The organism is Stutzerimonas kunmingensis (assembly GCF_900114065.1).
In the GTDB taxonomy this organism is placed as follows: Bacteria; Pseudomonadota; Gammaproteobacteria; order Pseudomonadales; family Pseudomonadaceae; genus Stutzerimonas; species Stutzerimonas kunmingensis.
The window spans coordinates 589,888-609,668 of record NZ_FORS01000002.1; the positions used below are offsets into that span (position 1 = coordinate 589,888).

Sequence of the window (19,781 nt, forward strand, 5' to 3'; positions counted from 1 at the left end):
AGTAGGAATCCGCAGCGCTTCCGCCAAGGCCCCTCCCGCAGTGAGTGCTTGACCGTGACCATCGCGGTGCCGCCGCATTAGAGCGCACAAGCCCTCATAGAGCGGATTCCCCGGCGCCGCATCCTACTCTAAAAAAAACGCCGCTCAGGTTGGCCCCGAGCGGCTCTTTTCAGCGCGGCAGCCTTACACCTGCGGCCGCAGTACCAGCACGCCAAGTGGCGGCAAGGTCAGTGACAGCGAGACCTTCTCGCCGTGGCTCTCGATCGGCTCGGCGAGCATGCCGCCGCCGTTGCCGGTGTTCGAGCCGCCGTAGCAGGCCGCGTCGCTGTTGAAGACCTCCAGCCACTTGGCCTCCACCGGAACGCCGATGCGGTACGCCTCACGTACCACCGGCGTGAAGTTGGCGACCACCAACAGCGGATGCCCGGTCGAACTCTTGCGCAGCCAGGCGAACACGCTGTTGGCGCGGTCATCACCGATCAGCCACTGGAAACCCTGTGGGTCGCTGTCCAGTTCGTGCAACGCCGGCTCCTGGCTGTACAGCCGGTTCAGATCGCGCACCAGGTTCTGCACGCCACGGTGATCGGCCTCTTCGAGCAGATGCCAGTCCAGCTCGCGGTCATGGTTCCACTCGCGCCACTGGCCGAACTCGCTGCCCATGAACAGCAGCTTCTTGCCCGGGTGCGTCCACATGAACGACAAGTAGGCGCGCAGGTTGGCGAACTTCTGCCAGCGATCCCCGGGCATCTTGTCGACCAGCGAGCCTTTGCCGTGGACCACTTCGTCGTGGGAAATCGGCAGGACGAAGTGCTCGGAATAGGCGTAGACCATGCTGAAGGTCATCTTGTCGTGGTGGTACTGCCGATTGATCGGGTCTTCCTGGATGTACTTCAGCGAGTCATGCATCCAGCCCATGTTCCACTTGTAGGAAAAGCCGAGGCCACCTTCGCTGGTGGGCTTGCTGACCCCCGGAAAGGCTGTCGATTCCTCGGCGATCACCAGCGCGCCAGGGGTTTCCGTAGCCACCACGTCGTTCAGATGGCGCAGGAAGTCGATCGCCTCGAGGTTCTCACGCCCGCCATGGCGGTTCGGAATCCACTCGCCGTCCTTGCGCGAGTAGTCGCGATAGAGCATCGACGCCACCGCATCGACACGCAGGGCATCGACGTGGAACTCGCGCAGCCAGTGCAGCGCCGAAGCGAGCATGAAGCCGTGCACCTCGGTGCGGCCGAGGTTGTAGATGTAGGTATCCCAGTCCTGATGGAAGCCCTCGAACGGGTGTGCGTATTCGTACAGCGCGGTGCCGTCGAATTCGCCCAGGCCATGGGCGTCGGTGGGAAAGTGCGCCGGCACCCAGTCGAGGATCACACCGATGCCGGCGTTATGGCAGGCGTCGACGAACTCGGCGAAATCATGGGCGTTGCCGTAGCGCGCACTCGGCGCGAACTGCGAGAGCAGCTGGTAGCCCCATGAGCCTCCGAAGGGATGCTCCATGATCGGCATCAGCTCGATGTGGGTGAAGCCCATGTCCACCACGTAGGGAATCAGCCGCTCCGCCAGCTCGTGCCAGTCGTACAGGCGACCATCGTCACCACCGTCGCGTCGCCAGGAGCCCGCATGCAGCTCGTAGATGCTCATCGGCGCCTTGACCGACTGGCGCGCGGCGCGCTGCTGCAACCAGCCATGGTCCTTCCACTGGTAGTCCAGCGGCCGGGCGATGACCGAAGCGGTGCCCGGCGGGTGCTCGGTTGCCAGGGCGATCGGGTCGGCCTTGAGCGGCAGGATGCCGTTCGGCCCAAGAATCTCGTACTTGTAGGTATCGCCGGGCTGCAGGCGCGGGATGAACAACTCCCACACGCCGGACGGAAAGCGCAGCCGCATCGGATGACGGCGACCGTCCCAGCCATTGAAGCTGCCGACGATCGACACTCGGCGCGCGTTGGGCGCCCACACGGCGAAGCGCACGCCCTGCACACCGTCCACTTCCAGCACCTGCGAGCCGAATACCCGGCCGATCTGCCGGTGATTGCCTTCGGAGAACAGGTGCATGTCCAGCTCGCCCAGTTGCGGACCGAAGCTGTAGGGGTCTTCGGTGATCTGCTCGCCGCCGGCCCAGCGAATCTTCAGCAGGTAGGGTTGCTGATGTGGCAGGCGGATAAAGAAGAATCCGGGCACCTGCCCCTGCTCCATCACGGCAAGCAGTTGCTCATCGCGATCGAGCACTTCGGCACCCAGGGCATTGGGCAGGTAGGCGCGAATCACGATTCCCTCGCCGTCAGGATGCGGCCCGAGAATGGAAAACGGGTTGCCATGCTCGGCTCGCACCAGTGCGTCTACATCGGCGAAACTGGGCATCAGGGTTTCCCCTGGCATGGTCAGAACCGGACGATCAGTCATTGGAGCCTCCATCGAAAAGCTGTTGTGCCAGGGCCAGCAATCCCTGTAGCGGGACGGGCAACCAGGTTGGTCGGTTCTCCGCTTCGTAAACGATCTCGTAAGCGCATTTTTCCAGGCTGAACAGCAGCAGTGCAGCATTCGCGCCATCCGCGTCGCGCCAGTCGTGCGGCAACTCGGCGGTGGCCTCGCGGTAGGCTTCGAGGAAGGCCGCCTGCGCACTGCTCTGGTAACTCGCCGCGATACGCTGCCGCGCCTGATCGGCCTCGGGCGTGCTGTCGCTGATCTGCGCACCGCGGATGGTCATGGCCGCGGCGTACTCGAACGAACGCAGCAGGCCTGAGACATCCTTGAACGGACTATGTTTGGCGCGCCGCTCATCCAGCGAGCGGGCCGGCTCCCCTTCGAAGTCGATGAAGTAGGCATCACCCTGCACCACCAACACCTGGCCGAGGTGCAGGTCGCCGTGGACACGGGTCCGCACGCCACCAACGGTTCTAGCAGCCAGACGTTGCACTTGTTCGAGCAGCTTGTCGCGCCGCGCCAGCAGTTGGCCGAGCGCGGTACCCTCCTTGCGATCGAAGCTCGAGCGATGTTCCTCGAGGCGCTGCAGGGCCTGCTCCAGCTGCGCGCTGACGCTCTGCTCCCACTGCTTGGCGTCGGCCTTGCTGGTGCTTTCGTAGGCGAAGGCCGAATCTTCGGTCTGCGTGGCAAGCGCCATGTGCATCTCGCCGAGCCGCTGACCGAGCAGGCGGTTGAAGGCCTGCAGTTCGTCGAGGGCGCTGAACTGGTTCTCGTGCATCGACACGCCACCAGCGATTTCGTCGCGCACCGCGCGGTCGAGGTTGTTCAGCGTCCACACCCAGGCATCGCCCTGGCTGTCGAGGAAGTGCTGGATCACCATCAGGGCAACCGGCTCGCCCTGCTTGTTGATGCGGCTGACCTGACCGAGCATGCCGGAGATATGGGCGAAACCGCGTTCGGTGAGAAAACCGCCCATTTCCAGTTCAGGGTGGACGCCCGGTGCCACGCGACGGAGCAATTTGATCATCACCTTGTTGTCGATGATCGCCGAGCTGTTCGACTGCTCCGCAGAGATGAAGCGCACCTCGGGATGCGCCGGCAATTGCAGGTCGGCCAGTTGCGGCATCGGCACGAAGCGGATCTCACCGTCGTTGCAAGGCAGCACCAGCTCGTCGCGCAGGCCCTGAATGACCGCGGCGCTGAACTGCTCGAGGGCGAAGGCATCGGTCATCAGGCCGACCTGCGGCCCGCGGCGTACCCGCGCCAGGGCCAGTTGCTGCGGCAATGCGACCTCGAATTCGGTCTCGGCCAGAAAACCCAGCGGCAGCTGGTACAGATCGCTGCGCCCGGCGGATTCCACGCAAAGCTCGCTGAGCAGAACCGGGCGATTCGGGTCGCCGAATGGCACGCAGTAGCTGATGCGGACCGACTCGATCGCCACGTCCTTGGCGGCAAACCAGCGCCGTTTCGGCAGATAGGCCGGTAGCGCTTCGGTTTCCAGAATGCGCCGGTTGGCGGCGGTCAGGGTATCCAGGCGCTTGAGTACCAGCGTCTGGAAGTCCGGCATGGTGTCTACCGGCTCCTGGTGCCAGCTCGGCATCTGGTTGGTCAGCGCGAGCTGGAACCAGTAGAAGCCGTATGGCGGCAAGGTCAGCAGATACGGCAGCTGACCGATGGGCGGGAAGGCACTGCCGCCGACCATCTCCACCGGCACCATGCCGGCATATTGCGACATTTCCAGTTCTGCGGCCTGGGCCGAGCGCGAGACGTTGGCGACGCAGAAAATGATCTCGGTTTCGCCGTTCGCTCCGGTGAATTCGCGCATGTAGGCGAGGATGCGGCGGTTGCTCGGCGCGAGCATCTTCAGGGTGCCGCGGCCGAAGGCCTTGAACTGCTTGCGGATGGTCAGCATCCGCCGCGTCCAGTTGAGCAGCGAATGCGGATCGCGCTGCTGGGCCTCGACGTTGATCGTGTAGTAGCCGTAGAGCGGGTCCATCACCGGCGGCAGCACCAGGTTCGGTGGATCGGCGCGGGAGAAGCCGCCGTTGCGGTCCACCGACCACTGCATCGGCGTGCGTACGCCGTCGCGGTCGCCGAGGAAGATGTTGTCGCCCATGCCTATCTCGTCGCCGTAGTAGATCACCGGAGTGCCGGGCATGGAGAGCAGCAGGCTGTTGAGCAACTCGATCCGCCGGCGATCACGCTCCAGCAACGGCGCCAGGCGCCGGCGTATGCCCAGGTTGATACGTGCGCGCTTGTCCGAGGCATAGTAGTTCCACAGGTAGTCGCGCTCCTTGTCGGTCACCATCTCCAGCGTCAGCTCGTCGTGGTTGCGCAGGAAGATCGCCCACTGGCAGTTCTCCGGGATGTCGGGCGTCTGGCGCAGGATGTCGGTGATCGGGAAGCGGTCTTCCTGGGCGATAGCCATGTACATGCGCGGCATCAGCGGGAAGTGGAAGGCCATGTGGCATTCGTCACCCGGGCCGCCGTCTTCTCCGCCGAAATACAGCTGGGTGTCTTCTGGCCACTGGTTGGCTTCGGCCAGCAGCATGCGGTCGGGGTAATTGGCATCGATCTCGGCGCGGATCGCCTTGAGCACCGCATGGGTTTCCGGCAGGTTCTCGTTGTTGGTGCCGTCGCGCTCGACCAGATAGGGAATCGCGTCAAGGCGCAGACCGTCGATGCCCATGTCCAGCCAGTAGCGCATCACCGCCAGCACGGCCTTCATCACCTGCGGGTTGTCGAAGTTTAGGTCCGGCTGGTGCGAATAGAAGCGGTGCCAGAAGTACTGCTTGGCCACCGGGTCCCATGTCCAGTTGGATTTCTCGGTGTCGAGAAAGATGATCCGTGTGCCGTCGTACTTCTTGTCGGTATCCGACCAGACGTAGAAATCCCGCGCTGCCGAGCCCTTCTTCGCCTTGCGCGCGCGCTGGAACCAGGGGTGCTGGTCGGACGTGTGGTTGATGACCAGTTCGGTGATCACCCGCAATCCGCGCTTGTGCGCCTCGGCGATGAAGCGCCGGGCGTCGGCCATGCTGCCGTATTCCGGATGCACGCCGCGGTAATCGGCGATGTCGTAACCATCGTCACGCCGCGGCGACGGATAGAACGGCAGCAGCCAGATGGTGTTCACCCCAAGGTCGGCGATGTAATCCAGCTTCTCGATCAGGCCGGGGAAGTCACCGACGCCGTCGTTGTTCGAGTCGTAGAAGGACTTCAGGTGCACCTGATACACCACCGCGTCCTTGTACCAGAGCGGGTCCTTGATGAAAGCGGCGGGTTTGCGCGGTTTTGCCATGTTCTTCATTCCTGTCGCGGTGTGAAGGCCCAGGCCGGATCGGCGCATTAGGCAACGGCAGAGCAACAGCTGAATTCACATCAACAAAGCGTTATAAACGTATGATTCAAATGAATTAACAGCTGCGCCCGAGAAATTACTTGAGGTCCGGGTCCGGCTCCTGTGCGGTCAGGCGCCAGATGCCGAACGGCAAATGCCAGGGTTCGATGCGCATCCACTGGGTCTTGCCGTACCAGGTCCAGCGATGGCCATTCATCAGGTCCTCGCCCTGGGTATGGGCGTCATCCGGCAGGCCGAGCTCCCACAGCGGCAACTCGAAATTCGCTTCCTGGGCGTTGTGCGGATCGAGACTGATGGCCACCAGAATGAAGTTCGACAGGTCTGGTGTGCGCTTGCCGAAGTAGAGGATGTTGTCGTTCCAGGCCATGTAGGCCTTGAAGCCCAGGTGCGTCTGCAGTGCCGGGTTCTGCCGTCGGATGCGGTTGAGCTGGGCGATCTCGGCGATGATGTTGCCCGGTGCGTGGTAGTCGCGGACGCGAATCTGGTACTTCTCCGAGTCCAGATACTCTTCCTTGCCCGGAATCGCCGCCGACTCGCATAGTTCGAAGCCCGAGTACATGCCCCACAGCCCCGAGCCCATGGTCGCCAGCGCAGCGCGGATCAGGAACCCGGCGCGGCCAGAGTCCTGCAGGAAGAACGGATTGATGTCCGGCGTGTTGACGAAGAAGTTGGGCCGGTAGCAGTCGCGCAGCGGGGGCTCGTTCAGTTCGGTGAGGTACTCGCTCAGTTCGGCCTTGGTGTTGCGCCAGGTGAAGTAGGTGTAGCTCTGGCTGTAACCGATCTTGCCCAGACGCGCCATCATGCCGGGGCGTGTGAAGGCCTCGGAGAGGAACATCACGTCGCGGTCGCGCTGGCGGATATCGGCGATCAGCCACTCCCAAAACGGCAGCGGCTTGGTGTGCGGGTTGTCGACCCGGAATATCTTCACGCCCTGCTCCACCCAGTGCCAGACCAAGTCACGCAGCGCCAGCCAGAGGTCGGGCATGGCATCTTCGGCATAGAAGTCGACGTTGACGATGTCCTGATACTTCTTCGGCGGGTTCTCGGCGTATTTGATCGTGCCGTCCGGGCGCCAGGAGAACCAGCCCGGGTGCTCTTTCAGCCAGGGGTGGTCCTGCGAGCACTGGATGGCGAAATCTAGGGCGATCTCCAGACCATGCTCGCGAGCCGCTGCGACCAGCTCGCGGAAATCATCCAGCGTGCCCAGCTCGGGATGGATGGCGTCGTGGCCGCCCTCTTCGCTGCCGATGGCATAGGGACTGCCCGGATCGTTCGGCCCGGCGTGCAGACTGTTGTTCGGGCCCTTGCGGTGCTGGCGACCGATCGGGTGGATCGGTGGGAAATACAGCACGTCGAAGCCCATGTCGCGAATCGCCGGCAGACGCTTGTGCACATCACGGAAGGTGCCGTGGCGATTGGGATCGTCGGTCTCCGAGCGCGGGAACAGTTCGTACCAGCTGGCGAACTGCGCCAACGGACGTTCCACATCCAGCGGATACAAACGGCTGCGGCTGCAGTGCTCGCGTGGGTCTGCGGCAGCCATCGCCACGGCCGTCTCCGGTGCGAGCAGCAGTGACACGCGCTCGTCATCGGTATGCGCCATGCCGAGACGGTGCATCAGATCGTCAAGCACCGCGCGGTTCTCGCCCTGGGCGCGAGCGGTGGCCTTCTCCAGCAGCAGACGCCCTTCTTCCAGCTCCAGATGCACCGGCACGCCGGCCGTGTGCTTCTTCGACAGCTCGTAGCGATAGCTCTCGAACACATCCCACCAGGCTTCGATGACGAACTCATGCTCGGCGACCTGGGTGGGCGTGAACTGGCCTTGCCAGGCGTCGTTGCCGAGCAGCTTCAGCCGTGCCCGCCGCCAGCTGGTTTCGCCTTTTTCACGCCAGCACACGGCGGCGGCCAGCTGGTCGTGGCCGTCGGCGAAAATCTTGCTGGTCACGACCACTGGCTGGCCGATGACCGCCTTGGCGGCAAAGCGCCCCTCATCCAGCACCGGCAAGGTGGATTCGATGGCGATGCGCGGCATCTGCAGGGCTTCTTCGAGTCGAGGGTGAATCGTCGCGGTAGGCTGTGCATCGCTCATCGAACGGGCTCCTGGGGCGCATGGGTTCGGGGTGCCCGAGCCGCCTCTGGACGCGTCAACGTGCGGTTCGGGAGGCGACCGGTACGGTTTTCGTCGGCTCTTTCTTCCGAGCCAAGTGACCCTGGAAAGTTCAGCCCCGGGCGGCCGTTAGCCAGCCCGTCCGGCGACCGGTCGAGCCTGGTGGGAGCGCAATACGGTAGTTGCCGGTTTCAAGCCCCCCGTGAGCGGGTGCCGAACCCGACCACGCCGAATGTCGCCAGCGCCGCGAGCAGCGACGATTGGCCGGAACCTCGCCCATGTAAGCCGATCAATGCAGAACGGCCGCCAAGGCTGAGCTGGCTAACACCAGGAGAACGACGATGACTCACGTGCGACCCGATGTGCCGCAACCCGACCCGATCGTGCATGACAAGCCGGGCGATGTGCCGCAGGTGCCTTGTGCCGAGGAGCTGGACGAACACAAGCCCGGCGCGCCATATGGAAACCAGACCGTGGCGGATACCGACGATCCCCAGACGACCTGATCGCTCGCCGCCACACCGTTGTCTCAACCCTTCTCCAGGCGCTTGAGCAGTGCCTGCGTCAGCCTCTGTCGAACGGCGCCGTAGCGGGCCCACGGGTCGCTGCGTAATGCCCGCAAACGCTCATCCAGGTTGCCGATGTTCCAGCGATCGGCTCTCTCCAGCTGCGCCAGCTCCTCACGCTCGATAGGCACGGATACCGCCAGCCCCGGACGCGCCCTGACCGAATAGGCGGCAACGGTGCTCGCCCCGCGCTGGTTGCGCAGGTAGTCCACGAAAATTCGCCCGACCCGATTCTGCGGGCCCATCTTGTCGACGATCAGCTCCGGCGCCTCGCGCGCCAGCCGCTCGGTGACCGAGCGAGCGAACTGCCGGGCCAGGTCCCAGTCGTGCCGACGATCGAGCGGCATCACGACATGCATGCCGCGGCCTCCGCTGGTCTTGAGGAAGGCCTGCAACCCCAGGTCGTCCAGCAGCCGCAGCGTCAGCTCGGTCGCCTCCACCATGCTCGACCAGGGCAACGCGGGATCGGGGTCGAGATCGAAAATGACTCGATCGGGTCGCTCGACGCGATCACTGCGCGCGTTCCAGGTGTGGAACTCGACGGTACCCATCTGCACGGCCTCGATGACCGCGGTGATGTTGTCCGCCTGGATCAGCCGCGCATGCTCGGGATCGAGGTTTTTCGGCAGTGCGCGCATGTGCGGCATCTTCAGCCGACCGCAATGGCGTTGGAAAAAGCTTTCGCCGTCGACGCCTTCAGGTGCACGAACGATGGACAGTGGCCTGCCAGCCAATTGCGGCACCAATCGGTCGGCGACCGCCAGGTAGTACTCGGCCAGCGCAAGCTTGCTCGCACCACTGGCCTTGTCGATGACTCGCTGTGGATTGCTGATGCCGACGCCGCCCACCAGCGGGCGGCCGGCGCTCTTGCGCTGCTCTGGCATGGGCTACCCCGATCAGCTCGCCTTTTTGCTGGATTTGCTGCCCGCCGCTGGCGCCTTGCGCGTGCGCGAAGCCGCCGAGGAAGATTTGCTCGTTTTGGCCTTGCTCGCAGTCTTGGGCTTGGCCGGCGCCTTTTCCTTCTCCTCGTGGTCGTCCTCTTTGCTGGCCTTGCCTGGCTTGGCAGCGAGGCTGCGCTTGAGCAGTTCGGTAAGGTCGATGACATCCGCCGAACGACGATCCACCGCTTCCTCCGGCCCGCCGACCGCTTCCAGCTTGCCTTCGCGGGCCTTCTTCTCCACCAGCTCCATGATCTGGTCCTGGAAGGTGTCCTTGTACTGTTCCGGCTTCCATTTCTCGGTCATGTCATCGACCAGGCGCTTGGCCATGTCCAGCTCACGCTCGGCCAGGTCCGGATCGAGCGCTTCGTCCTTCAGCTCCAGGTATTCGACCCCGCGCACCTCGTCGGCCCAGCGCAGGGTGTTCATCACCAGCGCCTTGCCCAGCGGCATTACCACCGCTAGGTGCTGCTTGTTGCGCAGCACCACATTGGCGATACCGACCTTGCCGGTCTGGATCAGCGTTTCGCGCAGCAAGGCGTAGACCTTTTCCCCGCGGCGGTCCGGCGTCAGGTAGTACGGCGTGTTGATGTAGAGAAAGGAAATGTCCTTGGCATCGACGAAAGCGACGATATCCACGGTCTGGGTCGCCTTGGGGTGCGCGCCTTTGATCTCGTCATCGCTGATCACGACGTAGTGGCCCTTCTCGTACTCCACGCCCTTGACGATGTTCTCGCTGTCGATGTCTTCGCCGGTGGTCTTGTTGATGCGCTTGTAGCCGACCCGGTCCATGCTGCGTTTGTCCAGCCAGTCGAAATCGATGCCCTGGCGGGTGGTGGCCGGTACCAGCGCCACCGGGATGTGTACCAGTCCGAAACTGACTGCGCCTTTCCAGATCGTGCGTGGCATGGTCGTTCTCCAAGCGTTGATGTGGCCGAGCCATTCGTTGGCCCGGCAATGGGTCAGCCGTTGACCACGGTGCCGCCGTTGACGTGGATCACCTGGCCGCTCACGTAGGTTGCATCGCTGCTGGCCAGGTAGACATAAGCCGGCGCCACTTCATCGGGCTGGCCGGGGCGCTTCATCGGCGTGTTGGAGCCGAATTCGGCGACCTCGTCGGCATCGAAGGTCGACGGAATCAGCGGCGTCCAGATCGGTCCCGGCGCGACGCCGTTGACGCGGATGCCACGCTCGGCGAGGTTCATCGACAGCGAACGGGTGAAGGCCGTGATCGCGCCCTTGGTGGCCGAATAGTCCAGCAGCTGCGGGCTGCCCTTGTAGGCGGTAACCGAGGTGGTGTTGATGATCGACGCCCCTTTGCCCAGGTGCGGCAGCGCCGCCTTGGTCATCTGAAACATGCCGAAGATGTTGGTGCGGAAGGTCTTCTCCCACTGCTCTTCGCTGATGTCTTCGAGCTTTTCCTGCGGGTGCTGCTCGGCGGCGTTGTTGACCAGGATGTCGAGCTTGCCGAACGCGGCGAGGGTTTCGTCGATGACCTTGCGGCAGACGTCGCGATCGGCCACGTCACCGGCGAAGGTCAGGCAGCGACGGCCGTACTGTTCGACCACAGTGCGGGTTTCCTTGGCGTCCTGATGCTGGTCGAGGTAAAGAATCGCCACGTCAGCGCCCTCACGGGCGTAGAGCACGGCCACCGAGCGCCCGATGCCGCTGTCACCACCGGTGATGATCGCCACCTTGCCTTCGAGCTTGCCCGCCGCCTTGTAGTCTTCGCCGCGGTATTCCGGGCGCGGGTTCATCAGCCCTTCCTTGCCGGGCTCGGGCTGCTCCTGCGGCGGTAGGGTCTGATTGTCTTCAGCCATGGAAAATCCTCCGTCAAGGTTATGAGCCTGTCTTCGGAGGACTTGAACGGCGCGAGAAAAGTTTCTGCGGGGCGATGAGAGGGCCCTGTACAGGGCCCTAGAAGGGTCAGTTCAGCGTCAGCACAACGCGGCCGCGGGGCACGCCGCTTTCGACATACTGGTGGGCTTCGACTGCCTGCTCGAACGGGAACTGGCGGTCGAGCTGCGGCCAGATCAGCCGGTCCACGGTGAGCTGGTTGATATGCTGCAGCGCACGCTCCACGGCTTCACGGTTCTGCTCGATGCCCAGCTCCGGCTGCCCGGTGAAGTCGCACAGGCAGTGCAGGAAGAACTTGAAGTTCTTCTTGAAGGCCGCACACACCGGCAGCGCCGTTTCGTTGCCGCCGTTCATGCCATAGAGGATCAGCTTGCCCAGCGGCGCCATGACGTCGCCGAGCAGTTTCATCTGCGAACCGCCACAGGCATCCAGCACCACGTCGACGCCGCGGCCTTCGGTCACCTTCTGCAGGCGGCCGACCAGGTCTTCCTCTTCGGTGACGATCACCGTCTCCGCGCCCAGCTCGCGAAGGTAGTCGCGGTCCTCGCTGGTGTCGCAGGTGGCGATCACCCGGCCGCCCAGCGCCTTGGCCAGCTGTACGGCTGCCGGCCCGGTGCAGTGAGCCGCCTGGTTGATCAGCACGTACTGGCCGCGTTCCAGCTGGGCCAGTTCGACCAGCGCGAAATAGCTGACCAGCATCGGCGTATAGTGGATCGCCGCCTCACTGGAGCTGAGCATGTCCGGGTAACGCACCAGCGCCTGCTGCGGCAACAGCGCATGCTCGGCGTAGAGCGGATACTGATTGAGATCGTGGGCCGGGAAGCCGGCAACATGATCGCCGACACTGAAGCCCTGAACGCCCTCACCCACCGCCAGCACCTCGCCCGCCACCTCACTGCCGAGCCCGGCAGGCAGACGCGCGTGTCGTGGCGCGAGGTCCTGGCGCCAGAGCACGTCATTCCAGCTGACGCCGATGGCGCGCACGCCAATCAGCACCTCGCCTGGGCCGGCAACCGGCATTGCGCGTTCCTCGTGGCGCAACACGTCGGCCGGGCCGAACTGATGAAAACGGATGATGCGGGACATTTCGACCCCTCACTTACTACTGTGCGAACGGACTCTATCGTCAGTATCGTCACAACTCCAGTGAACGGCGTGGATTCCCATCGATAGTTCCCATGCGCAGTAATGATGGAACTACGTATGTATGCTTGCCGGCGCATTGCAGCTTTGTGCATTTCGAAAGCGGGATCGGGCATGCCGTTGGCAGCCGAAGCTGTCTAGAATGCAGACCACCCTCCAGAGCCGGACGCCTCCTGGTCCGGCTGCAGGCTCGACGTGAACCAGGTATGAATCGCAACGACCTTCGCCGTGTTGACCTCAATCTGCTGATCGTCTTCGAAACGCTGATGCACGAGCGCAGCGTGACCCGCGCCGCGGAAAAGCTGTTTCTCGGCCAGCCGGCGATCAGTGCCGCCCTGGCACGACTGCGCACGCTGTTCGACGATCCGCTCTTCGTCCGTACCGGCCGCAGCATGGAGCCGACCGCCCGCGCGCTGGAGATCGCCCAGCTGCTTTCACCGGCGCTGGACTCGATCTCCACCGCCGTTAGCCGCGCCTCGACCTTCGACCCGGCGACCAGCACCCAGGTGTTTCGCATCGGCCTGACCGATGAAGTCGAGTTCGCCCTGCTACCGCCGCTGCTGCGCCGCCTGCGCGCCGAAGCGCCGGACGTGGTGCTGGTGGTGCGCCGCGCCAACTATCTGTTGATGCCCGGCCTGCTGGCGTCCGGTGAGATCTCGGTGGGCGTCTGCTACACCGAGGAACTGCCGGCCAATGCCAAACGCAAGGTACTGCGCCGGCCCAAGCCGATGCTGCTGCGTGCCGACAGCATTCCCGGCCGGCTGAGCATGGAGGACTACTGCAGCCGTCCGCATGCGATGGTCTCCTTTGCCGGCGATCTCAACGGCTATATCGACGAGGAACTGGCGCTGCACGGCTGCAAGCGCAAGGTGGTCCTGGCGGTGCCGCAGTTCAACGGCCTGGCCAGCCTGCTTGCCGGCACCGACATCATCGCCACCGTCCCGGACTACGCCGCCGCGGCGCTGGCGGCCAACGGTGGCGTGCGCGCCGAACCGCTGCCGTTTCAGACCAGCCAGGATTTCGAGCTGTCCATGGCCTGGCGCGGCGCCCAGGACAACGACCCCGCCGAGCGCTGGCTGCGCTCGCGCATCCAGATGTTCGTCGGCGATCCGGATAGTCTCTGACAGGCCCGACGCCTGGGGCTTCGCGGCGCGTGCCGGGTAGACAGGCCTGCTCCCGCCAGTGATGCGCTGACCGGTTTTTCGTGGCTCCAGCGTGGTCGCTGGGGAATGCCGCGTCGAGGCTTCGGCGGCGGCAGGGTTCATTCGCGGCCAATACCGCTCCCACGCATAGGTGAGCAATATCCTCGCGCTGCGCTGATAACGAATGCGCAACCATCACCGCCAGTGATATTCACCTTCGCCTCGTTCGATTTTTGCTGAACGGCTTGACCACGCAGACTCCTGCCATCAACAAATCCGACTTGCGGAGTCAAGCATGGAACGTTCGTTCAACGCCTTGCGTTTTCCCCTTATCGCCCTGACGGTGCTGATCACCGCCGCTTGTGGCAAGGCACCGGAGGCCACCCAGTCGGGCATGCCGCCGCCCGCCGTCAGCGTCGCGGAAGTCATCGAGCAGCAGGTGACCGAGTGGGACGAACTCACTGGCCGCCTGGAAGCGCCGGAGTCGGTGGAGATTCGCCCGCGCGTGTCCGGTTTCATCGACAAGGTGGCCTTCGAGGAAGGCGCGCTGGTGAAGAAAGGCGACCTCTTGTTCCAGATCGACCCGCGCCCGTTCCAGGCTGAGGTCAAGCGCCTGCAGGCGCAACTGCAACAGGCTCGCGCCAACCAGCAGCGCACCGTTGCCGAAGCCGAACGCGGCGAACGCCTGCGCAAGAAGAACGCGATTTCCGACGAGCTCGCCGACGCCCGCGTCAGTGCCGCCAGCGAAGCCCGCTCGGCAACCGCGGCGATTCAGGCGCAACTGGACCGCGCGCAGCTGGATCTCTCCTTCACCCGCGTGACCGCGCCCATCGACGGCCGCGTCGGCCGGGCGCTGATCACCGCCGGCAACCTGGTCAACGCTGGCGAGGCGCTGCTGACCACGCTGGTCTCCACCGACAAGGTCTATGCCTATTTCGAGGCCGATGAGCGTACCTACCTCAAGTACCGCGAGCTGGCGCGCAACGGCGACCGTGGCGAGGCGACCCCGGTCTACCTCGGCCTGTCCAGCGAGGACGGTCACCCGCACCTGGGCCACATGGACTTCGTCGACAACCAGGTCGACCCGCGCACCGGCACCATCCGCGGTCGCGCCGTGTTCGACAACCGCGACGGCAGCTTCACCCCCGGCCTGTATGCACGCCTGAAGCTGGTCGGCAGCGCGACCTACGACGCCGTGCTGATCAAGGACGTCGCCGTAGGTACGGATCTGGGCAAGAAGTTCGTCCTGGTACTGGCCGAAGACGGCACTGTAGCCTACCGCCCGGTCGAGCTCGGTCCCAAGCTCGAAAAGCTGCGCATCGTCCGCAGCGGTCTGGCCAAGGGCGAAAGCATCGTGGTCAACGGCCTGCAGCGCGTGCGCCCGGGCAGCCCGGTGCAGCCGGAATCGGTGCCGATGGCCGACGCCGAAACGCTGGCCACCCTGCGCCAGCAGAACCGTGCGATCAGCGAGGCGATGAAACCGCAGGTCGTCGAGCGCAGCCTGGCTCAGCGTCCTAGCAGCTGAGCACCTCCCGCAACTGACCTGAACTCCGGCGCGCCTGCCGCGCCAATCCGATCGATCCGCCAGGGCGCCAGACGCGCGCCCTACCCCGGAGTGCGCCATGAATTTCTCGCAATTCTTCATCAAGCGGCCGATTTTTGCCGCCGTGCTGTCGCTGGTGATCCTCATCGGCGGGGCCATCTCGCTGTTCCAGCTGCCGATCAGCGAATACCCCGAAGTCGTCCCGCCCACCGTGGTGGTGCGCGCCAACTTCCCCGGCGCCAACCCCAAGGTGATCGGCGAAACCGTCGCCTCGCCGCTGGAACAGGCCATCACCGGCGTCGAGGGCATGCTCTACATGTCGTCCCAGGCGACCGCCGACGGCAAGCTGACCCTGACCATCACCTTTGGCCTGGGCACTGACCTGGATAACGCCCAAGTGCAGGTGCAGAACCGCGTCACGCGCACCATGCCCACCTTGCCCACCGAGGTACAGCGCCTCGGCGTGACCGTGGACAAGGCCTCGCCCGATCTGACCATGGTGGTGCACCTGACCTCGCCGGATCAGCGCTACGACATGCTCTACCTGTCCAACTACGCCGCACTCAACGTCAAGGACGAGCTGGCGCGGCTGGACGGCATCGGTGACGTGCAGCTGTTCGGCATGGGCGATTACTCGCTACGCGTCTGGCTTGACCCGAACAAGGTCGCCTCGCGCAACCTCACCGCGTCGGACGTGGTCAACGCGATCCGCGAGCAGAACCGCCAGGTCGCCGCGGGCTCGTTGGGCGCGCCGCCGGCACCCGGTGCGACGGACTTCCAGCTGTCGATCAACACCCAGGGCCGTCTGGTCACCGAGGAAGAATTCGAGAACATCATCATCCGCGCCGGCGAAGACGGCTCGATCACCCGCCTGCGGGACATCGCCCGTGTCGAACTGGGCTCAAGCCAGTACGCGCTGCGTTCGCTGCTGAACAACCAGCCCGCAGTCGCCATTCCGGTATTCCAGCGCCCGGGTTCGAATGCCATCGAGATCTCCGACTCGGTGCGCGCACGCATGGCCGAGCTGAAACGCGACTTCCCGGAAGGCGTGGACTACGAGATCGTCTACGACCCGACCATCTTCGTGCGCGGCTCCATCGAAGCGGTGGTACACACCCTGCTCGAGGCCATCGTGCTGGTGGTACTGGTGGTGATCCTGTTTCTGCAGACCTGGCGGGCCTCGATCATTCCGCTGGCCGCGGTGCCGGTGTCGCTGATCGGTACCTTCGCGGTCATGCACCTGCTCGGTTTCTCGCTCAACGCGCTGTCACTGTTCGGCCTGGTGCTGGCCATCGGCATCGTGGTGGACGACGCCATCGTCGTGGTGGAGAACGTCGAGCGCAACATCGGCCTCGGCAAGTCGCCGGAGGAAGCGACCCGTCAGGCCATGAAGGAAGTGACCGGGCCGATCATCGCCACGGCGCTGGTGCTCTGCGCCGTATTCATCCCGACCGCGTTCATTTCCGGCCTCACCGGGCAGTTCTATCAACAGTTCGCGCTGACCATCGCCATTTCCACGGTGATCTCGGCGTTCAACTCCCTGACCCTGTCGCCGGCACTGGCTGCCAGCCTGCTCAAGGCCCACGACGCGCCGAAGGACGGCTTCTCGCGGCTGCTCGACCGCATGTTCGGTGGCTGGCTGTTCGCGCCGTTCAACCGCATGTTCGACCGCGCCAGCCACGGCTACGTCGGCGTGGTGCGGCGCATCCTGCGCGGCAGTGCCGTGGCGCTGCTGGTCTACGTCGGCCTGGTGGGCCTGGGCTACATGGGCTTTGCCAGCACCCCGACCGGCTTCGTTCCGCAGCAGGACAAGCAGTATCTGGTCGCCTTCGCCCAGCTGCCGGACGCCGCCACCCTGGACCGCACCGAGGACGTGATCAAGCGCATGTCGGAAATCGCCGGCAAGCATCCGGGCGTGGAGAACACCGTGGCCTTCCCGGGGCTGTCGATCAACGGTTTCACTAACAGCCAGAACAGCGGCATCGTCTTCACCCCGCTCAAGCCCTTCGATGAGCGCAAGGACCCATCGCTCTCGGCCAACGCCATCGCGGCAGATCTGAACGGCCAGTTCGCGCAGATCCAGGATGCCTTCATCGCCATCTTCCCGCCGCCACCCGTACAGGGCCTGGGCACCATCGGCGGCTTCCGCGTGCAGGTGCAGGATCGCGGTAACCTCGGCTATGAGGAGCTGTACAAGCAGGTGCAGAACGTCATCGCCAAGAGCGCCGACTATCCGGAGCTGGCCGGCCTGTTCACCAGCTATCAGGTCAATGTGCCGCAGGTGGACGCCGATATCGACCGGGAGAAGGCCAAGACCCATGGCGTGGCCATCGATGACATCTTCGACACCATGCAGGTCTACCTCGGCTCGCTGTATGCCAACGACTTCAACCGCTTCGGCCGCACCTATCAGGTCAACGTCCAGGCGGACCAGAAGTTCCGCCTGGCACCAGAGCAGATCGGCCAGCTGAAGGTGCGCAACAACCGCGGCGAAATGGTCCCGCTGTCGACCTTCGTCAACGTCACGGACAGCGCCGGCCCGGATCGGGTGATGCACTACAACGGCTTCCTCACCGCCGAGATCAACGGTGCCGCCGCACCGGGCTACAGCTCCGGTCAGGCCGAGGCGGCCATGGAGCGTCTGCTCAAGGCTGAGTTGCCGAATGGCATGAGCTACGAATGGACCGAGCTGACCTACCAGCAGATCCTCGCCGGCAACACCGCGATATTCGTCTTCCCGCTCTGCGTGCTACTGGCCTTCCTGGTGCTGGCCGCGCAATACGAGAGCTGGAGCCTGCCGCTGGCGGTGATCCTGATCGTGCCGATGACGCTGCTTTCAGCCATCACAGGGGTGATCCTGGCCGGCAGCGACAACAACGTGTTCACCCAGATCGGCCTGATCGTGCTGGTGGGCCTGGCGTGCAAGAACGCCATCCTCATCGTCGAGTTCGCCAAGGACAAACAGGAAGAAGGCATGGACCGGCTGGCCGCGATACTCGAAGCCTGCCGCCTGCGTCTGCGGCCGATCCTGATGACCAGCTTCGCCTTCATCATGGGCGTGGTGCCGCTGGTGCTTTCCAGCGGGGCCGGTGCCGAGATGCGTCATGCCATGGGTGTTGCGGTGTTCAGCGGCATGCTCGGGGTGACCTTCTTCGGCCTGCTGCTGACCCCGGTGTTCTATCTGGTGATTCGTGCCTTCGTCGAGAAACGCGAAGCCCGCAAAGCGGTTTACAAGGAGGCCCGCGCATGAAGTTCTTCGCCCTTTCCCTGCTCACACTGGCACTGAGCGCCTGTGCGGTAGGCCCCGATTACCGGGCACCGCAGCAGGAACCGGCGCGTATCGACAGCGCTTCGGCTGGCGAATACGACCACTCACGCTTCGAAGCGGCCTGGTGGCAGCAGTTCGACGACCCGACGCTGGACGCCCTGGTCGGCGAAGCGCTGGCCGAGAACCGCGAACTGCGCATCGCCTATGCCCGCCTACGGGCGGCACGGGCTATTCGCGATGACGTCAGCAATGATCGTCTGCCCACCGTCACCGCGGGCGCCAGCGCCGATATCGGCAAGGCCCAGCAACCCGGCGTGACCGAACAGCGTGTGAATGCCGAACGCTACGACCTCGGGCTGGACATGGCCTGGGAGCTGGACCTGTTCGGCCGCATCCAGCGCCGCCTGGAATCCAGCGAGGCGCAGGCCGATGCCGTCGAGGCCGAGCTCTACCAGCTGCAGGTCAGCCTGATTGCCGAGCTGGTGGATGCCTACGGTCAGCTGCGCGGTGCCCAGCTGCGTGAGCGCATCGCCCGCGACAACCTGGCCAACCAGCGCAATTCCCATGAGCTGACCGAACAGCTTCGCGAAGCGGGCGTCGGCAGCGAGCTCGACGTTCTGCGCGCCGATGCCCGTCTGGCGGCCACCGAAGCCAGCCTGCCGCAGCTCAGGGCGCAGCAGGCGCGTGCGCGCAACCGCATCGCCACCCTGCTCGGCCAGCGCGCCGATCAGCTCAGCGTCGACCTCTCGCCCCGCGAGCTGCCGGCAATCGCCAAGTCGCTACCGATTGGCGATCCCGGCGAGCTGCTGCGCCGGCGCCCGGACATTCGTGCAGCCGAGCGTCAGCTGGCCGCGGCTACTGCCGATGTCGGCGTGGCGACGGCCGACTTGTTTCCGCGCGTGAGTCTGTCGGGCTTTCTCGGCTTCGTTGCCGGGCGCGGCTCGCAGATCGGTTCCAGCGCGGCGCGGGCCTGGGGCGTGGCGCCGAGCATCAGCTGGGCAGCATTCGACCTGGGCAGCGTGCGGGCCCGCCTGCGTGGTGCCGAAGCCGACGCCGATGCGGCGCTGGCCAGCTATGAGCAACAGGTATTGCTGGCACTGGAAGAGTCAGAGAACGCCTTCAGCGACTACGCCAACGCCCAGCAGCGCCTGCTTTCTTTGGTCCGCCAGTCGACAGCCAGCCGCGCCGCCGCGCAGCAGGCGGAGATCCGCTATCGCGAAGGCACTGCCGATTTCCTCGTGCTGCTCGATGCCGAGCGCGAGCGCCTGACGGCCGAAGACGCTCAGGCGCAAGCCGAAGTGGAGCTCTATCGCGGGGTGGTGGCGCTGTACAAGGCCCTTGGCGGTGGCTGGGAAGTCCCTGAGCAGACGCCGCGAACGGCCGCGGCAGAGCAATTGCAGTCCGAGGGAAGTCGCGCAGAAATGTGACACGGTGCCGCTCC

12 protein-coding genes are annotated in these 19,781 nt (G+C 64.6%); 5 read left to right on the forward strand and 7 right to left on the reverse strand.

The window, feature by feature from the left end:
- Window positions 1-183 precede the first annotated feature (183 nt).
- From glgB to BM275_RS07245, 3 genes are all read right to left on the reverse strand, one after another.
- Window positions 184-2,397, reverse strand: coding sequence for a 1,4-alpha-glucan branching protein GlgB (gene glgB / locus BM275_RS07235; protein ID WP_090520272.1), 2,214 nt, complete (start codon window positions 2,395-2,397; stop codon window positions 184-186).
- Window positions 2,390-5,716: a maltose alpha-D-glucosyltransferase gene (gene treS, locus BM275_RS07240; protein WP_090520274.1), complete on the reverse strand. Its 3,327-nt coding sequence runs from the start codon at window positions 5,714-5,716 to the stop codon at window positions 2,390-2,392. Before treS ends, glgB begins: the two co-directional genes overlap by 8 nt.
- Window positions 5,717-5,852: 136 nt before the next feature.
- Window positions 5,853-7,865 carry an alpha-1,4-glucan--maltose-1-phosphate maltosyltransferase gene (locus BM275_RS07245; protein ID WP_090520276.1) on the reverse strand — a complete coding sequence of 671 codons (2,013 nt, stop codon included), beginning with the start codon at window positions 7,863-7,865 and terminating at the stop codon, window positions 5,853-5,855.
- Window positions 7,866-8,224: 359 nt separating this feature from the next.
- Between BM275_RS07245 and BM275_RS22245 the strand changes: the two genes are divergently transcribed.
- The gene (locus tag BM275_RS22245) at window positions 8,225-8,389 is read left to right on the forward strand and encodes a hypothetical protein (protein ID WP_003285031.1); all 165 of its coding nucleotides are present in this window, start codon (window positions 8,225-8,227) and stop codon (window positions 8,387-8,389) included.
- A 23-nt stretch (window positions 8,390-8,412) separates the two neighbouring features.
- Here BM275_RS22245 and ligD read toward each other — a convergent pair whose 3' ends face one another.
- The 4 genes from ligD to BM275_RS07265 form a co-directional block, all read right to left on the reverse strand.
- Window positions 8,413-9,333, reverse strand: a complete 921-nt coding sequence (gene ligD, locus BM275_RS07250) for a non-homologous end-joining DNA ligase (RefSeq protein ID WP_090520278.1) — start codon at window positions 9,331-9,333, stop codon at window positions 8,413-8,415.
- Between the two features lie 12 nt (window positions 9,334-9,345).
- A complete protein-coding gene (gene ku, locus BM275_RS07255; protein ID WP_090520281.1) occupies window positions 9,346-10,296 on the reverse strand; it encodes a non-homologous end joining protein Ku in 951 nt (316 codons plus the stop codon).
- Window positions 10,297-10,349: 53 nt separating this feature from the next.
- Complete coding sequence (locus BM275_RS07260; protein ID WP_090520284.1) at window positions 10,350-11,207, reverse strand: SDR family oxidoreductase; 858 nt, start codon at window positions 11,205-11,207, stop codon at window positions 10,350-10,352.
- A 106-nt stretch (window positions 11,208-11,313) separates the two neighbouring features.
- Window positions 11,314-12,330 carry a zinc-dependent alcohol dehydrogenase family protein gene (locus BM275_RS07265; RefSeq protein ID WP_090520286.1) on the reverse strand — a complete coding sequence of 339 codons (1,017 nt, stop codon included), beginning with the start codon at window positions 12,328-12,330 and terminating at the stop codon, window positions 11,314-11,316.
- Window positions 12,331-12,593: 263 nt separating this feature from the next.
- Here BM275_RS07265 and BM275_RS07270 point away from each other — a divergent pair, with 263 nt between their 5' ends.
- The 4 genes from BM275_RS07270 to BM275_RS07285 all read left to right on the forward strand — a co-directional run bounded on the left by BM275_RS07270 (window position 12,594) and on the right by BM275_RS07285 (window position 19,767).
- Window positions 12,594-13,511: a LysR substrate-binding domain-containing protein gene (locus BM275_RS07270; protein ID WP_014820192.1), complete on the forward strand. Its 918-nt coding sequence runs from the start codon at window positions 12,594-12,596 to the stop codon at window positions 13,509-13,511.
- Between the two features lie 313 nt (window positions 13,512-13,824).
- Complete coding sequence (mexE, locus tag BM275_RS07275; protein WP_090520288.1) at window positions 13,825-15,054, forward strand: multidrug efflux RND transporter periplasmic adaptor subunit MexE; 1,230 nt, start codon at window positions 13,825-13,827, stop codon at window positions 15,052-15,054.
- A gap of 97 nt (window positions 15,055-15,151) precedes the next feature.
- Window positions 15,152-18,322 carry an efflux RND transporter permease subunit gene (locus tag BM275_RS07280; RefSeq protein WP_090520290.1) on the forward strand — a complete coding sequence of 1,057 codons (3,171 nt, stop codon included), beginning with the start codon at window positions 15,152-15,154 and terminating at the stop codon, window positions 18,320-18,322.
- Entirely contained in the window at window positions 18,319-19,767 is a 1,449-nt protein-coding gene (locus BM275_RS07285; protein WP_090520292.1) for an efflux transporter outer membrane subunit, read from the forward strand. Before BM275_RS07280 ends, BM275_RS07285 begins: the two co-directional genes overlap by 4 nt.
- The last annotated feature ends 14 nt before the right edge of the window (window positions 19,768-19,781 follow it).